This window comes from Pseudomonas fluorescens (assembly GCF_902497875.1).
Classification (GTDB): domain Bacteria; phylum Pseudomonadota; class Gammaproteobacteria; order Pseudomonadales; family Pseudomonadaceae; genus Aquipseudomonas; species Aquipseudomonas fluorescens_BR.
Genome location: NZ_CABVHY010000014.1, coordinates 147,605 through 169,744, shown reverse-complemented (window position 1 = coordinate 169,744; position 22,140 = coordinate 147,605). Strand labels below are relative to the sequence as shown.

At 60.4% G+C, this 22,140-nt stretch carries 18 protein-coding genes; 6 read left to right on the top strand and 12 right to left on the bottom strand.

From position 1 onward, the window contains the following. The first annotated feature begins 25 nt into the window (after positions 1 to 25). Positions 26 to 613, top strand: a complete 588-nt coding sequence (gene phaP / locus F8N85_RS16235; RefSeq protein WP_150804574.1) for a TIGR01841 family phasin — start codon at positions 26 to 28, stop codon at positions 611 to 613. Positions 614 to 703: 90 nt separating this feature from the next. On the opposite strand, the gene F8N85_RS16230 is transcribed toward phaP, so the two are convergent. The 11 genes from F8N85_RS16230 to F8N85_RS16180 all read right to left on the bottom strand — a co-directional run bounded on the left by F8N85_RS16230 (position 704) and on the right by F8N85_RS16180 (position 14,280). Beyond that, positions 704 to 2,725, bottom strand: coding sequence for a nitric oxide reductase activation protein NorD (locus F8N85_RS16230; RefSeq protein ID WP_150804573.1), 2,022 nt, complete (start codon positions 2,723 to 2,725; stop codon positions 704 to 706). After that, positions 2,726 to 3,529, bottom strand: a complete 804-nt coding sequence (locus tag F8N85_RS16225; RefSeq protein ID WP_150804572.1) for a CbbQ/NirQ/NorQ/GpvN family protein — start codon at positions 3,527 to 3,529, stop codon at positions 2,726 to 2,728. A gap of 26 nt (positions 3,530 to 3,555) precedes the next feature. Then, complete coding sequence (locus F8N85_RS16220; protein WP_150804571.1) at positions 3,556 to 4,926, bottom strand: cbb3-type cytochrome c oxidase subunit I; 1,371 nt, start codon at positions 4,924 to 4,926, stop codon at positions 3,556 to 3,558. Positions 4,927 to 4,941: 15 nt separating this feature from the next. After that, positions 4,942 to 5,811, bottom strand: a complete 870-nt coding sequence (locus tag F8N85_RS16215; protein WP_150804570.1) for a c-type cytochrome — start codon at positions 5,809 to 5,811, stop codon at positions 4,942 to 4,944. A gap of 184 nt (positions 5,812 to 5,995) precedes the next feature. Further along, positions 5,996 to 6,325, bottom strand: a complete 330-nt coding sequence (locus F8N85_RS16210) for a cupin domain-containing protein (protein WP_150804569.1) — start codon at positions 6,323 to 6,325, stop codon at positions 5,996 to 5,998. A 212-nt stretch (positions 6,326 to 6,537) separates the two neighbouring features. Continuing rightward, complete coding sequence (phaR, locus tag F8N85_RS16205) at positions 6,538 to 7,059, bottom strand: polyhydroxyalkanoate synthesis repressor PhaR (RefSeq protein ID WP_150804568.1); 522 nt, start codon at positions 7,057 to 7,059, stop codon at positions 6,538 to 6,540. 182 nt (positions 7,060 to 7,241) lie between these two features. Beyond that, positions 7,242 to 8,510 (bottom strand): OprD family porin, encoded by a 1,269-nt coding sequence (locus F8N85_RS16200; RefSeq protein WP_150804567.1) that lies wholly within the window; start codon positions 8,508 to 8,510, stop codon positions 7,242 to 7,244. Positions 8,511 to 8,690: 180 nt separating this feature from the next. After that, complete coding sequence (locus F8N85_RS16195) at positions 8,691 to 10,463, bottom strand: acyl-CoA dehydrogenase C-terminal domain-containing protein (protein ID WP_150804566.1); 1,773 nt, start codon at positions 10,461 to 10,463, stop codon at positions 8,691 to 8,693. A 68-nt stretch (positions 10,464 to 10,531) separates the two neighbouring features. After that, positions 10,532 to 12,196, bottom strand: a complete 1,665-nt coding sequence (locus F8N85_RS16190) for a cation acetate symporter (RefSeq protein ID WP_412072496.1) — start codon at positions 12,194 to 12,196, stop codon at positions 10,532 to 10,534. A 5-nt stretch (positions 12,197 to 12,201) separates the two neighbouring features. Further along, positions 12,202 to 12,528 carry a DUF485 domain-containing protein gene (locus F8N85_RS16185; RefSeq protein ID WP_150804564.1) on the bottom strand — a complete coding sequence of 109 codons (327 nt, stop codon included), beginning with the start codon at positions 12,526 to 12,528 and terminating at the stop codon, positions 12,202 to 12,204. Positions 12,529 to 12,657: 129 nt separating this feature from the next. After that, complete coding sequence (locus F8N85_RS16180; protein ID WP_150804563.1) at positions 12,658 to 14,280, bottom strand: acyl-CoA synthetase; 1,623 nt, start codon at positions 14,278 to 14,280, stop codon at positions 12,658 to 12,660. Between the two features lie 218 nt (positions 14,281 to 14,498). Between F8N85_RS16180 and F8N85_RS16175 the strand changes: the two genes are divergently transcribed. Next, a complete protein-coding gene (locus F8N85_RS16175; RefSeq protein ID WP_150804562.1) occupies positions 14,499 to 16,775 on the top strand; it encodes a PAS domain S-box protein in 2,277 nt (758 codons plus the stop codon). Between the two features lie 4 nt (positions 16,776 to 16,779). Continuing rightward, complete coding sequence (locus F8N85_RS16170) at positions 16,780 to 17,415, top strand: response regulator transcription factor (RefSeq protein WP_150804561.1); 636 nt, start codon at positions 16,780 to 16,782, stop codon at positions 17,413 to 17,415. Between the two features lie 78 nt (positions 17,416 to 17,493). Here the strand turns inward: F8N85_RS16170 and F8N85_RS16165 are convergent, their stop codons facing one another. Beyond that, a complete protein-coding gene (locus F8N85_RS16165; protein ID WP_150804560.1) occupies positions 17,494 to 18,189 on the bottom strand; it encodes a GNAT family N-acetyltransferase in 696 nt (231 codons plus the stop codon). 558 nt (positions 18,190 to 18,747) lie between these two features. Here F8N85_RS16165 and F8N85_RS16160 point away from each other — a divergent pair. From F8N85_RS16160 to hemN, 3 genes are all read left to right on the top strand, one after another. Then, complete coding sequence (locus F8N85_RS16160; protein WP_150804598.1) at positions 18,748 to 19,191, top strand: CopD family copper resistance protein; 444 nt, start codon at positions 18,748 to 18,750, stop codon at positions 19,189 to 19,191. 107 nt (positions 19,192 to 19,298) lie between these two features. Continuing rightward, on the top strand, positions 19,299 to 20,645 hold the full coding sequence (locus tag F8N85_RS16155; RefSeq protein ID WP_150804559.1) for a coproporphyrinogen III oxidase: 1,347 nt from the start codon (positions 19,299 to 19,301) through the stop codon (positions 20,643 to 20,645). 23 nt (positions 20,646 to 20,668) lie between these two features. Further along, a complete protein-coding gene (hemN, locus tag F8N85_RS16150) occupies positions 20,669 to 22,057 on the top strand; it encodes an oxygen-independent coproporphyrinogen III oxidase (RefSeq protein WP_150804558.1) in 1,389 nt (462 codons plus the stop codon). The last annotated feature ends 83 nt before the right edge of the window (positions 22,058 to 22,140 follow it).

The following is a 22,140-nucleotide window of genomic DNA, read 5'->3' as shown; positions in this document are numbered from 1 at the left end:
GCCTTCCAGAATCAGGAGTTTCAGCATGACTTTTTTTAATTCGGAAAAACTGCAAAGCGCTCAGAAAGCCAACCTCGACCTGCTGCAGCAAATCAGCGGCAAAGTCTTCGCCAGCGTTGAACAGCTCAGCCAGCTGCAGTTCCAGGCATTGCGCACCGCCACTGAAGAAAACTTCGACGGTGTCCGCAAGCTGCTGGCAGTAAAAGATGCACAAGGTTTCGCAGAGCTGCAAGCTTCCTTTACCAAGCCTAATGTACAAGCCGAACGCCTGGCCGAATTCAACCGCCAGGTACAAGCACTGATCGTTGGCACCCAGTCGGACATCGCCAAACTGACCGAAACTCAGGTCGCGGCGGGCACTCAGCAGGTTCAAGAGTTCGTTGAAGCGCTCAGCAAAAATGCACCTGCTGGTTCCGAGCCAGTTGTAGCAGCATTCAAAACGTCGCTGGCCAATGCCGGTACCGTCTTTGAAAGCGCCCAAAAAGCCGTGAAACAAGCTACTGATGTTGCCCAGAGCAATTTCGACGCTGCCAGCAAAGCCGCTACCGAAGCGACCGCAGCGGCTGGCAAAGCCGCTCCGGAAGCAACCAAAGCATCAAGCGGCAACAAGTAACACCGTCAAGCAAGACCCGGCCGCAGGCGATGGATTCCCTTCCATCGCCTGCGGTTTTTTTTGCCTGGCGGATGACAGTCGCTCCAGCTATCAAGCCGATACCAGCCGCTTGATCCACTCCAGCAACACACCGGGCAACAGCTCAGGTCTGGGCAGCAAGGCATATTGCCGCGCGCCGAATACCGCTGGCAGGTAGTTGGCCGCCTGGCAGTCGATGGTCAAACAGAAGGGATAGATGCCTTGCAGTTTGGCTTCAGTCACGGCCTGGCGCATGTCTTCCACGCCATAGCGACCTTCATATTGGTCAACATCGTTAGGCTTGCCGTCGGAGATCAGCAACAGCAGGCGGTGGCTGGCGGCTTCACGCATCAGCAAGGTGCTGGCGTGACGGATGGCGGCACCTGCCCGGGTGTAACGTTCCGGTTCGAGTGCGGCAATGCGCCGACCGACCTCGTTGCTGTAGCACTCATCGAATGCCTTGAGCATACGAATCGTGACCCTCTGCGGTCCTTCGCCGGAGAACGCCAGCACGCTATAAGGTTCGCCCATGCTCTCCAGCGCCAGGCAGACCAGCAGCAATGCTTCGCGCTCGACGTCGATGACTCGCCGATTGCGGGAGATCCAGCTGTCGGTCGAGCCACTGACGTCGATCAGCAACATGATCGCCATGTCGCGCCGGGTCCGGCGCTGGGTCTGATACAGCGCCTGAGGCATGTCCAGACCGGCACGGGCTTGGGCACAGCCGTCGATATAGGCTTCCAGATCGATATCGTCGCCCTCCAACTGTTTGCGCAGCCTGACGCGGCGGGCGCGCAATTTTTCGAATTGCTGGCGGATGGCATCGAGCATCGAACGGTGAGTTTTCAGGGTTTGCTCGACCCATTGCTGCGGGCCTTCCCGGGCTGCACACAGCTGCAGGGTTGCGCCTGGATCGCGATAGGCCTGGCTGCGGTAATCCCATTCGGGGTAGCTGACTGGACCATTTGCAAGGCTCTGCGCGTCACGCCGAACACGGGTTTGCGGTGGATCGTCGCAGAGCAGCACTTCCTTTGGATGACCTGGCGTGACCACTAGCCGGGCTTCGTTTAACTCCGACAATGCGTCGGCGAAATCGGCCGCCGGAATTTCTGCGTCCCGGTCTGCAGGGCGCTGCATGCCCATGGGGTCCTCGGCATGCTCCAGCGGCTGGGCCGGTTGCACCATCCACAGACCGGGTTGCTGATCGTCATCTTCGTCTGCACTGGCTTCGCGCACATTCGGTTGGCGCGGGAGGCGGGCGCTGCGCGGCAGGGCATCGGCGCTGTCGATTTCGCCCGGCAAGCCCGGCAGCTCCGGACGCGTCGCGGGTGAGCGCAGGTCGCCGGTCCATGCATCGAGCAACAACCGGTGGGCACCGGGCCGTTGCGGTTTGTCGAGCGGCAACAGATGTGCCGCCAGGGTTGCTGACTGGCGCAGCGAGTCGGCCGTTGTCGCAGGTATTGGCAAGCCCTCCAGTGCCTGATCGCATTCGCTGCGCAGCAGCAAACGCAGGAAACTTTCCAGGGGGCGGCGCTGGCTGGGGAAAACGTCGAGGGGCGGGCGGGCGGCCAGGGCATGTTTGCGCAAACCATGGATCGACGCCGCCAGCCCCGGTAGCTGGCGGACCAGATCAGTGTCGGCAGCCCAGGCTTCGAGGAGCAGATAGAGGCTGCGCTGCAGCGGGTTGTCGAGGGTGGATAAAACCACGGCACTGCCGCGCCGGGCGCGCATCGCCTGTTGCAAGGCGAGGGTGCGATAGCGTTCCAGGGCGAATGGCCCATCGGCGTCGCCCAACTGCCCCGGCAACCAGATATGCACGCCATCGGTAGCCGGGACGGCGCAGAGCCGGCAAGGTTTTTCCTCGGTTACAAAAAGTTTTTTCAGCAGCGTGGGCGGTGACGGCGGTTGCGCGACTCGCAGTGAATAATGGCTGCCGAACACCGCCTTGATCAGCAGGTCGAGGCGTGGCGCGACATCCTTCAGGCTGACCGTTTTCGCGTGGTCCGCGGGGCCCTGGTGACGCCGCCACAACGCCTGGGCATACACCGTGGCATGCCGCGCGACATCGGTGATCAGGTCCTCGGCTTCGGCCATCTAGATGAACGTCAGGTCGACGAGGTCGCGCATGGCGGCGACCAGCACCGCGTCATCGGACAGCGGCGAGATCAGCGCCGCCCGGCAGGCGGCGGGGGCGGCAATACCGCTGGTGATCAGGCGTGCAGTGGCGATCAGCAGGCGAGTGCTCGGAACCTCCGCCAGCCCGCGGTCCTGCAGGGCGCGCAAGCGATGAGCGAGCGTCACCAGCGCGTGAGCGGTGGCGTAGTCGGTTGCACCTTCATGGATGACGATGGCGATTTCGCGATCGGCCGGCGGGAAGTCAAAATCCAGTGCCACGAAGCGCTGTCGGGTGCTCGGTTTCAAATCCTTGAGGATGCGTTGGTAACCGGGGTTATAGGACACCACCAACTGGAAGTGGGGGGAGGCGTCGAGGATCTGGCCGATCTTGTCCAGGGGCAGAATACGTCGGTGGTCGGTCAGCGGGTGGAGGACGACAATGGTGTCCTGCCGTGCTTCGACCACCTCGTCCAGATAACAGATCGCGCCTTCGCGCACCGCGCGGGTCAGTGGACCCTCCGCCCAATGGGTGCCTTCATGCCCGATGAGGAAGCGCCCGACGAGGTCGCTGGCACTCAGGTCGTCGTGACAGGAAATGGTGATCAGCGGGCGCTTGAGGCGCCAGGCCATGTGTTCGACGAAGCGGGTCTTGCCACAGCCTGTAGGCCCTTTGAGCATGATCGCCAATTGCCGGGCATGGCATTGTTCGAAGATCGCCACCTCGTCGCCCGAGGATTGGTAATACGGCTCGGCTTCCCGCAGTGTGGGTTCTGTGCCGGCCATACACTGTTGCGTCAACGACGGGTCCATCACAAGCCGGCACTTGAAGCTTGGGGCGTGACCGTATCCGGATCGTCTTCAGCGATACTGAAATCCGGCGCATGCCGGAAGAAATCGTAGATGAACAACCCGACACCCAGAGAGAACATCGACGCAGTGGCCACCAGCATCAGGAAGTGCACCTGGATCTTCAACTGCACGTCCAGATAGCCCATGCCGAGGATGCGCTCGAGGTAGACCTGGGCAATGCCCGCGGTGGCGAATGACAGGGTCATGCCGAACATCCCGCCCAGCTGCAGCCAGAACGCCCAGTAACCGATGGCGCTGTCCTCCACGGGGCGACGAGTCATGCCTGGCAGGGCATACGTGATCATCGCCAGGATGATCATGGCGTAAGCCCCATAGAAGGCCGCATGGCCGTGCATGGCGGTGATCAGGGTGCCGTGGGTCCACTTGTTGACGTCGGGAAAGGTGTGGGCCAGACCCAGCAGGCCCGCGCCGAACATGGTGAACACCGCGCTGCCGAGGGTCCAGTGCAACGCCAGTTTGTTGGGATGAGAGAGACCGGAGCGGCGCATCGCGTTGTAGGCATAGACTGCCATGCCGATCAGCGCCAGCGGTTCCAGCGCGCTGAAGAAACCGCCAAGCGGCAGCCAGTAATGGGGTACACCGATCCAGTAATAATGGTGTGCCGTGCCAAGGATGCCGGCGATGAACACCAGGCCGACAATGACGTACAGCCACTTCTCCATTACCTCGCGGTCAGCGCCGGACAACCTGATCAGCAGATAGGCGAGAAAGCCACCCTGGATCATCTCCCAGACACCTTCGACCCACAGATGAATTGTCCACCAGCGGTAGTAGATCGACACGATGTAGTTCTCGTAATGCAGCAGCGCCGGCAGATAAAGCACCGCGGCGCTGGCCAGACCCAGCAGCAGCACGCCTTCGGTGGCGGTGAAGCGCCCGGCCTTCTTGATCGTCATGCCGATGTTGTAGAGGAACATCAGCATGCAGATCACGATCACGATCTTGTGTGGCAGCGGTTGTTCGAGCAATTTGTTCCCGGTGCCATAACCGAACAGGTAGCCGAGGACGGCGGTGACGCCCATGGCTGTCCACAACCCGAGCTGGATATAGGCCAGCCGGGTACTGTGCAATTCGCCGCGGGATTCGTCCGGCACCATCCAATAGGTGGCGCCCATGAACCCGGTCAGCACCCAGACGATCAACAGGTTGGTGTGGATGGCCTTGGTGACATCGAAGGGCAGGAAGTTCAGCAGTGGGTCCGGGCCCAGGTACTTGGCGGCCGAGAGCAGACCGAAGACCAGTTGCAGGCCGAACAGCACCATGGCGACGGCGAAATACCAGTAGGCGACGGATTGAGATCTGTAGCGCATGGTCATCCCCTGCAGTTACTGGAAGGAAGCCAGATAGGCGACCAGTTGGTCGATCTGTTCGGGTGTCAGCGATTTGCCGAAGGTGTCCGGCATGAAGGACATGCCGTTGGCGGAAAACATCGCGCCCGGATGCAGGTAGGCACTCGGCGCCACAATGGATTCGCGAATGAAACCTTCGGCGTCCTTGGCGTTGCCCTTGTAGTCGGCGGAGGCAATCACCTGTTTCGCCCGGCTGGCCAGTCCGGCGAGGGATGGCCCGGCCAGGTTGACCCCCGGCGCGATGGAGTGACAAGCGCTGCAGACTGGTGAAGCGGTGCGGAACAGTGCTTCGCCCAGGGCGATAGGGTCTTCCTTGCCGGAAACCGGGCGGGCCGCCGGTGGCAACTGGCCGACGGACTCTTTGGCCTCGGAAACGTTTTGCTGCGCCACTGTGAGGTCCGTGCCGGGGATCGACGCCCCGGTGACCAGAATCGGTCGCGGTGGCCAACCCTGATTGTCGACCTTGCTTACCCAATCGAGGAACGCAATCACATCGGCAATTTCACCGTCGGCCATATTCAGGTTTGGCATCAGTCGGCGATGGCGCTGCTCGTCGTAAAACTTCGAAGGGTCCTTGAGGAAGGCAGTGAGGTAGGGGGTGCCGCGCTGCTGGGAAATCTTCGTCAGGTCCGGGGCGTAATAGGCGCCTTCACCGAACAACGTGTGACAGTTGATGCAGTTGTAATCGTGCCAGACATCCTTGCCGCGGGTGACTTGCGGGGTGATCTGCTCGGCATTGGTCAGGGTGGGAAACTGCCGGTGACTGTCGACCGTCAACCCGAGAAACACCACCGCGGCGATGGCCGTCGATATCAGCGCGAACGAGCGTGTTTGACGTTTGTTCATTGCGAACTCTCTATACGCCGATGCCGGTCCAATAGGTAATGCCGATAACTCCGGCATAGACGACCGCGCCGACCATCAGCGCGAGAACTGCGAAGCTGGCTATCTTCAAGACCTTTTGCACGGCTGCCTCCCGGGGGTGAAAGTGCAGTTGGAAAGTTCCTGGCAAGTCGCTCTGTAGGCGCGGTTAACGCGGTCGAAAGAGCGTGAGCAATACGATTGAATCCGCCACGGCGCGCAGTTCATGCAACACGCCTGCCTCCACGTAGATCAAGTCGTCGGGCCCCAGGGGTTGCCAGTGGCCATCGGTCTTTACTTCGACGGCGCCCTTGAGGCAGTGCAGAGTGAACGGGCCGTCCAGCGTGTGTTGCGGGACGGCTTTTGCGGCGTTCAGGACGAGGCGGACGACCTCGATTTCTGGTGCACTGATGATGGCCAAGGATCTGGATTCGGGTAGTTGCGAATAGGCGCTGTATATATTAACGACCTCACCCGACTCCGCATGTTTTAGTGCCATGGTTAAGTTCGTCAAGTTGAGTGGACTTGAGAGTAGTAGGCTTTGCGTGACTGTCAAGAAAGTGGACGAAGTTGAACCTGTTGTATGGTTTATTTAACAGGTGAAATTGAAATCATCGTGGGGGAGGGAATTATCGGGATGAATAAATAAAAAGAATAATAAAAGAAGCGAGCGCTGCTCCCTTGTAGGAGCAGCCGGGTAGTCAGGGTGACTCACTTGTCGTCTTTTTTCGGTCCGCTACCGGGCCCTGGCTGGCCGGGTGGGCCACCGAACAGACCGAAGAGGTTCTGAGTATTCAGGTAGAGGGCTTTGGACTGGTCGACATACTGACGCATCAAATCCTGCATGACCGGTGCCTGCTTGTGCATGAACTCGCTCCAGGCCTCGGAGGACTGTGCGCCGGTTTGCGACTGGACGTCGATGACCGTCTGGATGCTTTTATCCAGATAGCTGCCGAGGACGCCTTGGTACGGGCCGTAGAACTGGATTATCCCCATCAGCATCTCGACGGAGAAGATCGGCTCACCGCCACTTTCGGCTTCAAGAATCACCTGCAGCAGGATGCTTCGGGTCAGGTCTTCGCCGGTCTTGGCGTCGACCACCTCGAACGGGATTTTATCGACGACCAGCTGGCGTATATCCGCCAGGGTCAGATGACTGCTGGTGTGCGTGTCATACAACCGGCGATTCGGGTACTTCTTGATCAGACGGGTGGTCCGACTGTTATCTGTCATGCGGGGCTACTCACAGCGAGCCTGATTAACAGGCATCTTAACCTACTATGACCCCTGCGGCGGGTTGGTATTGCGGGAGGGGGCTGTCAGATATTCAGCGGCGCTGTGAAAGACGCTGCGGGTGCAACCCGCGAAGCCGGAAGTCAGCTACGCGGGTTCCCCTGTAGGGCTGGATTCTGCGCTTACCAGATCGGCAGGCTATAGCTGACGATCAGGCGGTTTTCATCCAGGTCGCTGCCAAAGTTGCTCGAGCGGACCGTGGCGTTGCGCCATTTCACCCCGAGGTTTTTCAGCGTGCCGCTCTGGAACACATAGCCGATGTCGGTATCGCGTTCCCATTCCTTGCCTTCGGGGCGATTGTTGCCCAGGTCGATATCGGAGCCGCTGATGTAGCGGGTCATGAAGGTCAGGCCAGGAATGCCAATCGCAGCGAAGTTGTAGTCATAGCGGGCCTGCCAGGACTTTTCGTCCTTGCTGGCGAAGTCGCCGATCTGCACGAAGTTCACCAGGAACGCATCGCTGCCATTGACGTAGGCAAAGCCGGTGTCACCGCTCATGCCCTGATAGCCGAGACCGAGGGCGTGACTGCCGAGGTTGTAGGTGAACATCGCACCCAGCGCCCGGTTGTCGACGTTGCTGCCGCCATCGTCGGTGGAGCGAGCGAAGCGCAGATCGGTCTTGAACGACTGGCCCTGGGTCACCGGCAATACATAAGTCAGGTTGACCATATGCTGGCTATAGAGGTTGTCCAGGTGGCCGTAGCTGTAGCCGGTATTGAGGTTGCTGTTCCACTTGTAGTTCAGGCCGGCGAAATCGAATCTGTCGCTGGTGGCATGGCGGGTGCGGATGTTCTTCACGCCCGTGGTGGTGATGGCCATGTCCTGATAGTCCGAGGAATCGCGCTGGTTGACCTGAGTCAACCGGCCGGCATCCAGGGTCAGGCCCTCGAGTTCCAGCGAATTCAGCTGGCCGCCCTTGAAGGTCTGAGGCAACAGCCGCGAATCGTTGGCCAGGAGGGTCGGTACTTTGGGCTGCAAGGTGCCGACTTTCAGCACGCTCTTGGAGGCACGCAACTTGGCGGTCAGACCCAGTTCGCCGTACTCGTCCTGCGAGCCCTTGGAAGCATCGCGGTGGCGTTTGAGCAAACCGGAACCGGCACGATCGGGACTGGAGTCAAGTTTTACCCCGACCAGGCCGATGGCGTCGAAACCTACACCGATCAAGCCTTCAGTGAAGCCAGACTCGTAGCGCAGCAGGAAACCCTGAGCCCATTCCTCTTGCTTGGACTGGGCTGCGTTGTCCTGGCGATAGTCGCGGTTGAAGTAGAAGTTGCGCAGCTCCAGGCTGGCCTTGCTGTCCTTGATGAATTCGGCGTTAGCCGGTGCCGAGAGGCCGACGACGCCGCCGGCCAACAGCAGACGGGTAACGAGTGTGCGGGTGTTACGGTCCATGGTGGAGCCCCTTTGTTTTTATTATGGAGTAGCGGTTCCCGCATCGAGCTTCAGGGCTCGATATTCGGGGGGATGCTTGGAAGTGCTCTACAACGGCCCTCGCCAAACGGGCGAGGGCCCTATCGATAAAAAACGCGGACACCGAAAAGAGAGGAGCTGGCGCCGCGTGCGGTTCAATCGTCAGAACTGTTCGGCGCTCAGGCCATACAACGACGCACTGCCAGCCCGGATGCATTGTTCCAGAGTTAGTACCCGTGGGAGCAGACGACTAAAGTAGAAGTCGGCGGTGGCGATTTTCGCGCCATAAAAGGCCTCGTCTTCACTGCGTTTTTTCTCCGCCACCTGAGCCATGCGCGCCCAGAGCCAGGCGTAGGCGACGTAGCCAAACAGGTGCAGATACTCCACCGAAGCGGCGCCGATTTCGTTGCGGTTGGTCGCGGCCTGGTCCTGCAGCCAGGCGCTGAGGTTTTCCAGACGCTGCACGGCGTCGAGCAGTGGCTTGGCGTAGGGGGCATCGGGCTGGCCGGCGAACGCGCGGATCTCAGCGGTAAACTGACGTAGAGCGGCGCCGTTATCGGCGAGCACTTTGCGCCCGAGCAAGTCCAGCGCCTGAATGCCGTTGGTACCTTCGTAGATCTGCGCAATGCGCACGTCGCGGACCAACTGTTCCTGGCCCCATTCGCGGATGTAGCCATGGCCGCCGAACACTTGCTGGCCGTTGATGCAGCTTTCCAGGCCGGAGTCGGTAAAAAATGCCTTGGCGATGGGGGTGAGCAGCGCGACCAGGGTCTGGGCACTGTCGCGTTCTTGCACATCGTCGGAAAACTTCGCCAGGTCCAGCTGCTGCCCGACATAGCTGGCAAAGGCGCGACCACCTTCGGTCATGGCTTTCATGCTGAGCAGCATGCGGCGCACATCCGGGTGGACGATGATCGGGTCGGCGATCTTGTCCTTGGCGATCGCACCGGTGGGCGCGCGGCTCTGAATGCGTTCGCGAGCGTAGGTGACGGCGCTCTGGTAGGAGGCTTCGGCGCAACCGATCCCCTGAATGCCGATGGACAGACGTTCGTAGTTCATCATGGTAAACATCGCCGCCAGGCCTTTGTTGGCTTCGCCGACCAGCCAGCCGCTGGCACCGTCGAAGTTCATCACGCAGGTGGCCGAGGCCTTGATGCCCATCTTGTGTTCGATCGAGCCGCAGCTGACGGCGTTGGCATTGCCAAGGGAACCGTCGGCGTTGATCAATACCTTGGGCACCACAAACAGCGAGATGCCTTTGGGACCGGCCGGCGCATCCGGCAGTTTGGCCAGCACCAGGTGAATGATGTTTTCGGTCAGGTCCTGGTCGCCACCGGTGATGAAGATCTTGCTGCCGGTGATGTTGAAGCTGCCGTCGGCCTGGGGTTCGGCGCGGGTGCGGATGATCCCCAGATCGGTACCGGCATGGGCTTCGGTCAGGCACATGGAACCGGCCCAGCGACCTTCATACATTGGCGGCAGGTAAAGGTTTTTCAGCTCTTCGCTGGCGTGAGCATCGATTGCCAGACAGGCGCCGGAACTCAACGCCGAGTACAGGGCGAAGCTTGAGTTGGCGCCATAGAGCATTTCTTCGAACTGCACGGCAAGCATCTTCGGCATGCCCATGCCGCCGAATTCTGCATTACCGGAAAGGCCCACCCAGCCGCCCTCGATGTAGGTGGCGTAGGCCTGCTTGAAGCCGATCGGGGTGCTGACCTGGCCCTCGTTCCATTGGGCGCCTTCCTCGTCGCCGCTGCGGTTCAGCGGGGCGATCAGGTGTGAGGTGACTTTCGCCGCCTCTTCGAGAATCGCATCCGCGGTGGCCGCATCGACGCTATCGGCCAGGGCCGGCAGGCGCGCCCACAAGGCCGGGGCGTCGAACACTTCATGCAGGACAAAGCGCATGTCGCGCAGTGGGGCATTGAATTGGGGCATAACGTGAACCTCGTTGTGACGGTTGTGCGATGGGCACGGCGCCGCTGGAGCGGACCGTGCCCTGTAGATCAATGGCTGGAGGCGCTGGCTATGCCGAGGCCGGTCTGTGCTCGCACGAACTGGTCGTCGTAAGCATCACGCTCCTTGTCCGCCCGCACGCTGCGGTCAAGGTTGGACACCACGACTATCACCAGGAAGGCCAGCGGCATGGAGAACAATGCCGGATGGTCGTAGGGGAAAATCGCCTTGGCGTGGCCGAGTACGGTGACCCAGACTGCTGGCGAGAGGATTACCAATACCAGTGCGCAGACCAGACCGGCGAAACCGCCGATGATCGCGCCCTTGGTGGTCAGGCCTTTCCAGTACATGGCCATGATCAGCACCGGGAAGTTGGTCGAAGCGGCGATGCCGAAGGTCAGGCCGACGAGGAACGCGACGTTCATCTTCTCGAACAGGATGCCCAGCAGGATGGCGATGATGCCCAGCGCGACAGTGGCCATACGGGTCACTCGCATCTCTTGCTTCTCGGTAGCCTTGCCTTTCTTGAAGACAGTGGCATAGAGGTCGTGGGAAATCGCCGAGGCGCCCGCCAGGGCCAGGCCGGAAACCACCGCGAGGATAGTGGCGAAGGCCACCGCCGAGAGGAAGCCGAAGAACAGGTTGCCGCCCACGGCCTTGGCCAGGTGCATGGCGACCATGTTGCCGCCGCCGATCAAGGTGCCACCCACTTCGCCGTTGACGTAGTACTGCGGGTCGGTGCCGATGATGACCATTGCCGCGAAGCCCAGGGTGCAGACCACGAGGAAGAAGAAGCCGATAAAACCGGTAGCGTAGAACACCGATTTACGCGCTTCCCTGGCGTTGGGCACGGTGAAGAAACGCATCAGGATATGCGGCAGGCCGGCGATGCCGAATACCAGGCCCAGGGACATCGAAGCGGTGTTGATCGGGTCGGCGAGCATCGCGCCAGGGCCCATGATGTTCCAGCCGCTGGCATGGGCTTCAATGGCTTTGGTCGCCAGCACTTCATAGCTGAAGCCGAACTGGGACATGGCCATGACCGCCAGGGTAGTACCGCCGGCAAGCAGCAGCACGGCCTTGATGATCTGTACCCAGGTAGTGGCGATCATGCCGCCGAAGATCACATACACCAGCATCAGCGCGCCGACGATCACCACCGCTACCGGGTAGTCGAGACCGAACAGCAATTTGATCAACTGGCCGGCACCGACCATCTGCACGATCAGGTAGCAGCACACCACCGTCAGCGAGCCGAACGCGGCGAAGATCCGCACCTTGTTCTGGTCCAGGCGATAGGAGACGATGTCGGCGAAGGTGTAGCGCCCCAGGTTGCGCAGACGCTCGGCCATCAGGAAGGTAATGATCGGCCAGCCGACAAAGAAGCCGATGGTATAGATGAAGCCGTCGTAGCCCTTGGCGAACACCAGGCTGGAAAGCCCCAGCAGGGTCGCGGCGGACATGTAGTCACCGGCAATCGCCAGACCGTTCTGGAAACCGGTGATGCCACCGCCAGCGGTATAGAAATCCGAGGTGGATTTGGTTTGGCGCGCCGCCCACATGGTAATCAGCAGGGTGCCCAGAACGAACACGAAGAACATGCCGATTGCATGCAGGTTCAGCGGTTGTTTTTCCACTGCGCCCAGCGTTGGCGCGGCGAGTACCACGGAGGCGGGCAGCAGGCCCGCGGCCGTGAGGGTCAGCTTACGGAGCATGTTCATCACTTGCTTTCCTCGAGGACTGCCGCGCCCAGTGCATCGAAACGGGTGTTGGCGCTGTGGACGTACCAGCCGGTGAGTAGCCAGGAGAACACGATGATCGCCGCGCCTACCGGCATGCCCACGGTCATCAGGCTTTGGCTGGCGAGCGGCGCATGCAGCCACTGCGGAGCAAAGGCCACCACCCCCATGAACACGTAGTAGGTGCCCAGCACGGCGGCACTCAGGGACCAGGCCAGGCGTGAACGAGTCTTCACCAACTGGAGGAATTTCGGGTTGGACCGGATGCGTTCACAACGCTGGGTATCGGTTGAATGAATGTCGCTCATTGTGGGCTCCACCTTTGTTTTTGTTGTCGATATGTGGGGGCGGGGCGGGTGCCTGGCCGATTTCGGCCTGCACAACCCCAAAGCGGCAGGTAAAACACCAGCCGCTCAGTCAACGGGATGTCGTCGGGATTACAGGTTTTTGGCCATTTCCCGCAGCACGAACTTCTGGATCTTGCCGGTCGAGGTCTTCGGCAGCTGGGTGAAGACCACGGTGCGCGGCAGCTTGAATCCGGCCAGGTGTTCGCGGCAGAAACTGATGATGTCGGCTTGGCGGATATCCTGGTGATCGGCCTTGAGCGTGATGAAGGCGCAGGGCGTTTCGCCCCACTTCTCATCGGGACGGGCGACCACTGCGGCTTCCATTACGGCTGGATGGCGGTACAGCACACCTTCAAGTTCGATGGTGGAGATGTTCTCGCCGCCGGAGATGATGATGTCCTTGAGCCGGTCCTTGATCTCGACATAACCGTCGGGATGACAGACTGCCAGGTCGCCGGTGTGGAACCAGCCGCCTTCGAAGGCTTCGGCAGTGGCGGTAGGGTTCTTCAGGTAGCCCTTCATCACGGTATTGCCGCGCATGAAGATTTCGCCGATGGTCAGGCCATCGCGCGGAGTCGGCTCCAGTGTGGTCGAGTCGGCCACCATCACGCCTTCCAGTGTCGGGTAGCGCACGCCTTGACGGGATTTGATCTGTGCCCGTTCCTCCAATGGCAGCTCATCCCACTCGGCATGCCAGGCGCAGAGGGTCACCGGACCATAGACTTCGGTCAGGCCGTAGACGTGAGTCACCTTGATGCCCATTTCTTCCACGGCACCAATCACTTTGGCCGGCGGCGCGGCGCCTGCAACCATGGCGTTGACCGGATGATCGATGGCGGCCTTCGCCGATTCCGGCATGTTCACCAGCGCATTGAGCACGATCGGCGCACCGCACAGGTGCGTCACCTGATGCTCGCGAATCATCGTCAGGATTTTCTGTGGATCGACACGGCGCAGGAACACATGCACGCCCGCCAGGGCAGTGACAGTCCATGGGTAGCACCAGCCGTTGCAATGGAACATCGGCAGCGTCCAGAGGTACACCGGATGGTTACCCATGGCCCAGATCATCTGGTTACCCAAAGAGTTCAGGTAAGCACCGCGATGGTGGTAGACCACGCCTTTCGGGTTGCCGGTGGTGCCTGAGGTGTAGTTCAACGAGATGGCTTGCCATTCGTCATCCGGCCATTGCCAGGCGAATTGCGGGTCACCTTCAGCCAACAGCGCTTCATAGTCGAGATCGCTGACAGCCTGGCCTTCACCGTATTCCGGGTCGTTGACGTCAATCACCAGCGGCGGGTGATCGAGCATGCCGATCGCGGCATGGATGACGTCGTAGAACTCGCGGTCGGTGATCAACACCTTGGCTTCGCCATGCTGCAGCATGAAGGCAATGGCTTCGGCATCCAGGCGCACGTTGAGCGGGTTGAGCACGGCGCCAATCATTGGCACGCCGAAGTGCACTTCAAGCATCTCCGGGATATTGGGCAGCATCACCGCCACCGTGTCGCCCTTGCCGATGCCGCGACCGGCCAATGCCGAGGCCAGGCGCCGGCAACGGGTATAGGTCTGCGCCCAGGTACGGCGAATCGAACCATGGATAACGGCGGGATAGTGCGGATAAACGCTGGCGGTGCGTTCGAGGAAGCTCAGTGGAGACAAGGCAATATGATTGACAGCCGTAGGGGCTAGCCCTTGTTCGAAGATCGACATGTACGGGTACTCGGTGGCTGATTGTTAGCTCTGTAGCTGGCCTTGCGAGGTCAACTTTATGTCCGGTGTGCTTTATATAACATTCAGCATTAGATATGGAAGTACAACCTGAGTCGTATAGTACAAGTACTATATTGGGTTCTTGATGTGCCAAATGAATTCAGTCATCCCCACCAAGGCCGGTATATGCTTGGTTTTCCTGAAAAAGTGGACCCGCGATGAGCCTCACTCCCGTTCGATTGCACAGTTGGTTGCGCCTGCAGCGCGAGGGGGTTTCTCTCGCCGCCCGGGCCGATGCCCTGTGCCGGGCCTTGCTCGATTGCCCCGAGGTGCAGCGGGCGGTGTATCTGAGTTGGCAGCCGCAGGCGCACATTTATAGCCATGAGGGGGCGGCCCAACATTTGCCGCCGGGCCTTGGAGACCCGTTGCTGGCCAGCGATCAATTGCTCTTCGACCGTCTGGTGGAGGAGGGGCGACTGGACCTGGCTCAGGTGCGCCAGCTCGACTGCTGGTTGTCCGGGCGTCTGCGCCGGGCGGCCATCAGCCATGGCCAGGTGTTTGATCTTGCGCTGCAGCCGGGGCAGGCGGGGCTGCTGCTGGTGGAAGTGCACGAGGGTGTGAGTCTGGACTGGCTGGGCTGGGTGCAGGACCTGTTGACGACTTTGCTGAGCAGCGTGAACGGCATGCTGCGTGGGTCGCCACTGCTGGGACACGATCCGCAACCGAGTTTGCTGCTCGATGCTCAGGGCCGGCCGCTGGAGTTCAATGCGGCGCTGTTGGCCCTGCTGGCCGAGAAACCGCTGACTGACGTGCTGGGTTTTTTACCGGTCAATCACCGGGTACTGGTGCGTGCCTGTCTGGACCAGCAACGGGCTATCGACGGGGTCGAGGCGCAGTTCGAGGCGCAGATATTGATCTGGACCTTTATTCCCGATCCTCAGGACAACCGTGTGCTCGCCCGCTGTCGGGAAGCCACCGCCCAGGTCCTGGCCGAGCGCGAGGCGGCCAAGGCGCGCCGGTTGTACCGCTTGATCATCGAGAACACCACCGACCTGATTTCCCGGCATACCCCGGACGGGCGTTTTCTCGACGCCTCGCCGGCGTCCTGGACGCTGCTCGGCTACTGGCCAGAAGAGCTGCGCGGGCAAATGGCCCAGGGCCTGTTCCATGCTCAGGACCTGGCCAGCCTGGTCCAGCGCGCGCGCGATGCCCTGGAGCAGGACGGTTATCACACCATGACCTACCGCATTCGCCATCGGGCCGGGCATTACCTCTGGTTCGAGACGGCCAGCCGGGCGATCCGTGAAACCTACACCGGCGCGGTGGTCGAGGTGATCAGCGTCTCGCGCGACATCACTGCCCGGGTCCAGGCTGAGGAGAACAAGCGACGACTGGCTGAAGTGGTGGAGGCCAACACCGACCCGGTACTGTTCATCGATCCCGCTGGCCAGGTCACCTACCTCAATCCGGCTGCGCGACGCACCCTGCGGCTCGACGAGCAGCAGCCGATGCCGGCCCTGGCCGAACTCTTCGCCAGCGATGACCTGGCGCGCCTGCAGCGCGAAGGCTGGAGCAGTGCCGAGCGCAACGGTGTCTGGAGCAGCGATGCGCGCCTGCAACCCCCCGGTGGCGGCGCCTCGGTGCCGGTGTCGCTGGTCCTGCTGGCGCATCGCGCTGCCGCGGGTGAGCGTTATTACTCGCTGGTGGCGCGGGATATGACCGAGCGTGAACTGCGCGAAGTGCAACAGCGTCACCATCAGGACGAACTGGCGCATACCGCGCGGCTGGTGACCCTGGGTGAACTGGCCTCGGGCATTGCCCACGAAATCAACCAGCCGCTGGCGGCGGTGGTCAACTATGCCAATGCCAGCCAACGTTATTTGCAGACGCTGGGGACCAATCCGCAGGCCGCCGAAAAGGTAGCCCAAGGCCTGGAACGCATCACCCTGCATGCCACTCATGCTTCGGAAGTGATCCGCCGGTTGCGGGCGTTCTTGCGCAAGGGGCAGCGGCGCATGCAGGCACTCAACGTCGCCGAAGTCGCCCGTGAGGCGGTACGCCTGTGTGCCTGGGAGGCGAGCAACTGCCAAGTGGTAATCGAGGAGCGCCTGCCGGATAATCTGCCGCCGATTTATGCCGACCGGGTGCTGCTCGAGCAGGTGTTGCTGAATCTGTTACGCAATGCCATCGACGCCAACCGCGAACAGCATCCGGGCCAGCCTTCGCTGATTGTCCTCACCGCGGGGCAGAACAGTGGGGCATGCGTGGAAATCAGCGTGGTCGACCAGGGGCCGGGTGTCAGCGAGCCTCAGCTGGAGCACATCTTCACCCCGTTCTACACCAGCAAGGCCGAAGGCCTGGGACTTGGCTTGTCGATGAGCCGCAGCATCATCGAAGGCTTCGGCGGTGAGCTGCAGGCCCGGCGCCAGCCCGTCGGGTTGCTGATGAGTTGTCGCTTGCCGCTTGCCGGACCTACAAAACAACAACAGGAGTAATGCAATGGCAGCTGTGGCAGAGCAGGTGGTCTATGTGGTCGACGATGATCAGGGGATGCTCGATTCGACCGTCTGGTTACTCGAGTCGGTCGGGCTCAAGGCCTTGCCCTTCACCAGTGGCCGGGCCTTCCTCGATGCCTGTGATGTCCGCCTCAATGCCTGCGTGTTGCTGGATGTGCGCATGCCCGGCATGGGCGGGTTGAATGTGCAGGAAGAGATGCGTGCCCGTGAGCTGAAGCTGCCGATCATCTTTGTCAGCGGGCATGCCGACGTACCCATCGTGGTCCGGGCGTTCAAGGCCGGCGCCCATGACTTCATCGAGAAGCCCTATAACGAACAACTGTTGCTCGACAGCGTGCAACAGGCGCTCAGCAGCTTCGACGCAAACCGCTCTGGCAGCGAGGGCCATGCGCAGTTGCAGGCTCGCTTGCTGAGCCTGACGCCCCGCGAGCGCGACGTCATGCTGCCGCTGGTACAGGGTTACACCACCCGCGAAATCGCCGAGCAACTGGGGATCAGCGCAAAAACCGTCGACCTGTATCGCTCGCGCGTGATGAAACGCATGCAGGCGGACAACCTGCCAGACCTGGTAGGCATGGCCATCGTCGCCGAAATGGTTGATCCGCTGAAGCTGCGTTGAACCTGTCCTGAAATTGTCGCGAGATAGACCGCTACGATGAGGCCGGCCCCTGCCGGCATCAATCCTCAACCGATCTGGTCAAGTGGTGGGAACCGAGGCGGTGATGGTAGGGCGTCCCGGTGCGCGCAGGGGTTCGAGTCGCGAACCGGTGTAGCGGGTTTCGCGGAAGAAGCGCCAGCGCCCGAACAGGCCATAGACATGCGTGACCCGACCTTGCTCCTGATACCCCATGCGGATGTGCAATTTGAGCGCAGGGATGTTGTGCGTCTCGCAAACGTCCACCACCTTGTTGCAACCTTGCGCTTGCATGGCCTTCCATATGGCGAACTGGGCATCGACTGAAAGCGCGGTGCCGAAATAAGGTCGTGTCATCTCGCCACCGAACTCGAAGAACTCGCCTTCGTTGACCGGGAACCAGCAGCCGTAATAGTGACGATCATGGTAGTTGCGTTTGCTGCCCCAGATAAAGCCGATGGCGTCCCCTTGCTCATCCAGGTACATGTGTCCGGTATGACCCTCGGCGGCCAGTTCGCGCATGGTTTCCACGCGATCACCGAAGTACTTGGCGAACGCATCGGCGTTCTGCGTATCGATGTCTACCAGGCGTAATCCGGAATAGGGTCTGAGTTTGTAGGGCGCCACCGGGGTGACCAGGTCGCGTTCCATCCACAGCAGCTCCCAGTGAAAGAACACATAACGCTCCCACATTGTATTCAAGGTGCGGCGCAAGCCTTTTTGTTTGATCCTTTCACGTAGCTTCTGCAGTGCGCTCATGGAGCCTCCCAGGTAATGCTTGCTAGAATGTAGTGCCAGTCAGGCGCAACCGCGCAATGCGCAAACGCTTGCGTGACGGGTTGGAGCACAGAGTTGAAAAAGGCCTGAACAAGGCTTGATCAGAGTAATCCGCACGCCAGCTTCACCGAGTGTGTGTCGATGCCCATCGGATTGCCTGCAAACGGCTACAGGCCCGGCAGGCGCATCACACATCGATCTCGAGAATCCGTTCACGTCCCTGTCGACGTGCCTCGCTACGAGCGGTGAATCAGGTTGTTGGAGTCTCTTGAAGTGGTATAGATCAACGTGGCTATTTAATGGCAATGGCTGATCTGCCGATTTGTTTCAAATTATGTAATGATTTTAGGGCTGGCTCTGGTCAGGACTCGCCATACCCGCCAGGACCATGTTTTACGGCGCTTTTCATCCGTTCGATGTTGATCCGGGTCAAGGTCGAACCGATTGCCAAAGCGTAACAATACCCTGCGCATCGTCCCCGGTTCCACGCGTGCCGGGCCCGTTATTGCGCCACCCTCGGTGTTGAAGGCGGGTAAAACCATGATCTATCCACTGTTATTGACCATTCATCTGTTCGCTGCACTGATCTTTATCGGAACGGTGTTCTTCGAAGTGTTGTTTCTGGAAAGTATTCGTAAACAAGTGCCTGTCCGGGTGATGCACCTGGTTGAACAGGGAATCGGCCGCCGCGCCCGAAGTCTGATGCCCTGGGTATTGTTGCTGCTGTTCGGCGCGGGGCTGGGCATGGCCTGGCTGCGTTATTTACCGGCGCTGGCCGCGCCACTGGCGTCGTCCTTCGGTACCTTGCTGAGCTTGAAAATCATCCTCGCCGTCAGCGTCTTGCTGCATTTCCTGGGCGCCATGTACCTGTTCAAAAGCGGGCGGATGAATGCCCGCTACCTGCACTTCATCCATGGCAGTCTGTTCTGCCATATGGTCGCCATTGTGCTGTTGGCCAAGGGCATGTTCTTCCTGACCTGGTGAGGGGCTACCCAACCGCCCAGTGCGTTCACCCGCGCTTGATGCAAGTCAAGGAGCACAAGGCGTTAAACCCGGACACTGATCATCCGGAGCCAGTCTCGGAGATCACCATGTTCGACCTACTTCACCCCTCCAGCGAGCTGACCATTCGGCGCGATCAAGGCGTGCTCGACCCCAACTGCCATGCCGACACCGAAAAATTTCATGGTGGCATCGGCTCTCTTGATCTGCTTCGGGCATTGCGCGGCAGTCGCCAGAAGCAACGTCCGCTGTCCCTGACGGTGCAGTTGCCGTCCAACCTGCGCTCTTCCTCCTGCTCCCTGCTGGACGTCTCCTGCAAGTGCAGTGAGGTTGACAACTACCTTCAGCACCTGGAGCGCGAGATCGACCTGATCGGTTGTCACCTGGGGGCGGACCAGCGGGTCGAGCAATTTCACCTGGCTGGCGGCACACCGGCCATTGCCCACCTGCAACGGTTGATGAGCCATCTGCGCAGCCGCTTCAACTTTCTCGACCATGAGAGCGGCGACTACAGCATCGAAGTGGATCTTCACCACACCGACTGGTCGACCATGGGCCTGCTTCGCGACCAGGGTTTCAATCACGTCAGCATCGGCGTTCCGGATATCGGCGTAGACAGTGAAATGCCAGTCTCCTGCTACCAGAACCCGGCGCCGATCCATTCGCTGATCGATGCCGCTCGCACCTTCGGCTATCGATCGATCAACGTTGACCTGGGGTATGGCCATGCATGGCAGACACCAGAAAGTTTCGCAATGAAGCTGGCGACCATCATCGAACTGGAGCCGGACCGGTTTCAGGTCTTCGACTACAGTGATGCGCCGCAGCGTTATCGACCGTTGAGCGGGGATAAAGCCAGAGCGCTGTCCAGCCAGGACGATAAAGGCGCCATGCGCCAGGCCTGCTTTGAACAGTTGGGCGCGGCGGACTATCACTACATCGGCCTGGGCCAGTTTGTCCGGCCCGATGATGACCTGGCAATGGCCCAGGAACGTGGCCGCTTGCGTCGCAACTGTCAGGGCTTTACCAGCCATGGTTATTGCGATCACGTCGGCTTCGGGTTGTCGGCCATCAGTCAGATCGACGATTTATATGCGCAAAACACCGAAGATCTGGAGCACTATCAGTTACAACTGGACGCCGGCCAGTTACCTACCAGTCGCGGCTGGCGCTGTGAGGCGGGTGATCAGATCAGGCAAATGGTCATGGAACGCCTGGCCTGCGACCTGGAACTGGATATCCAGGCCATCGAAACCCGCTATGGACTGATTTTCCGCCAGTACTTTTCTTCAGCCTGGCCACTGCTCGAGCAATTGAATCGGGAGGGGCTGATCGAGCTGTCCGAACGATTCATTTGCATACTGCCCGCCGGCCGCAGAGAAGTGGACGCCATCTGCAATCTGTTTGCAAAGGATTTGGCCGATGCACGGCATTAACCCCCACCAGGAGTCGATCAATCATGAATGCTGCGCTTGAGTTCGATCGAGCCCTGGTCGAAAAGTACGACCGCCCGGGGCCGCGCTATACCTCCTATCCCACGGCTCCGCAGTTTCATCAGGCGTTTGCCGTCGATGACTATCAGCGTGCCGCACAGGACAGCAACCAGGCGGATGTGCCCAAGCCACTGTCGGTGTATATCCACATCCCGTTTTGCAAAAGCCTTTGCTACTACTGCGCCTGCAACAAGATCATCACCCAGAAAACCCACCGCGCCGTCGAGTACCTGACGTACCTCAAGCGTGAAATCCTCATGCAGGCGGCGTTGTTCGACAGCAGCCGAAAACTCACGCAACTGCACCTGGGCGGTGGCACGCCGACCTATCTGACCAGCGAGCAACTGGCTGACCTGATGGATTGCCTGCATCAAGCGTTCGACATGGATGATAGCGATAACCATGAATTCTCCATCGAAGTCGACCCGCGCACCATCAGCACCGAACAGATTCAATCGTTGCGCGAGCTGGGCTTCAATCGCCTGAGCTTCGGCGTCCAGGATTTCGACCCCGACGTGCAGGCGGCAGTCAATCGTCAACAAAGCGAAGAACAGATCTATGCGCTGGTCGCGGCCGCTCGCGAGGCTCAATTCAAGTCGATCAGCGTCGATCTGATCTACGGCCTGCCGTTGCAGACCGTGGCCAGTTTCGATGTGACGCTAAGCAAGATCATCGCCCTGCGCCCGGACCGGATCGCCGCCTACAGCTACGCCCACCTGCCGCAGCTGGTGCGCGCACAACGCTTGATTCGTCTTGAAGACATGCCGCCACCGGAACGCAAGCTGGAACTGCTCGAGCTGACCATCCGCCGGCTGACCGCGGCCGGTTATGTCTATATCGGTATGGATCACTTCGCCTTGCCGGACGACGAACTGGCCCTGGCCCGTGCCAACGGCACCCTGCAACGCAACTTCCAGGGCTACTCGACCCATGCCGACTGCGATTTGATCGGCCTTGGGGTGTCTTCGATCGGCAAGGTCGGCGACAGCTACAGCCAGAGCGTCAAGGAGCTTTCCCAGTACTACGCGCGCCTGAATCAGGGCTTGCTGCCGGTGCATCGAGGTTACCGCTTGAACGCCGACGACCTGCTGCGCCGCGAGGTGATCAGCGACCTGATGTGTCACGGGCGGATCGATTTCGGCAAGTTCGAGGCGCGGCATGGCATCTGCTTTACCGAGTATTTTGCCGATGCGCTGGCGCAGCTTGACGAGCATGTTCGCGACGGACTGCTGGAGATTCACCACGACTCTCTGGTGTTATTGCCCCAGGGCCATTTGATGATGCGCAGCGCCGCCATGGCGTTTGATGCTTATCTGGGTGGTGAGCAGAAGGGCCAGTTTTCCCGCACCGTTTGATGGGGTGTAGCGGGCCGCGCAGGGGTAAAAAGGTTTGAGTTGATTTCAATCAAGGGACGGGGGCGCAAGGCCCCCTAACATGG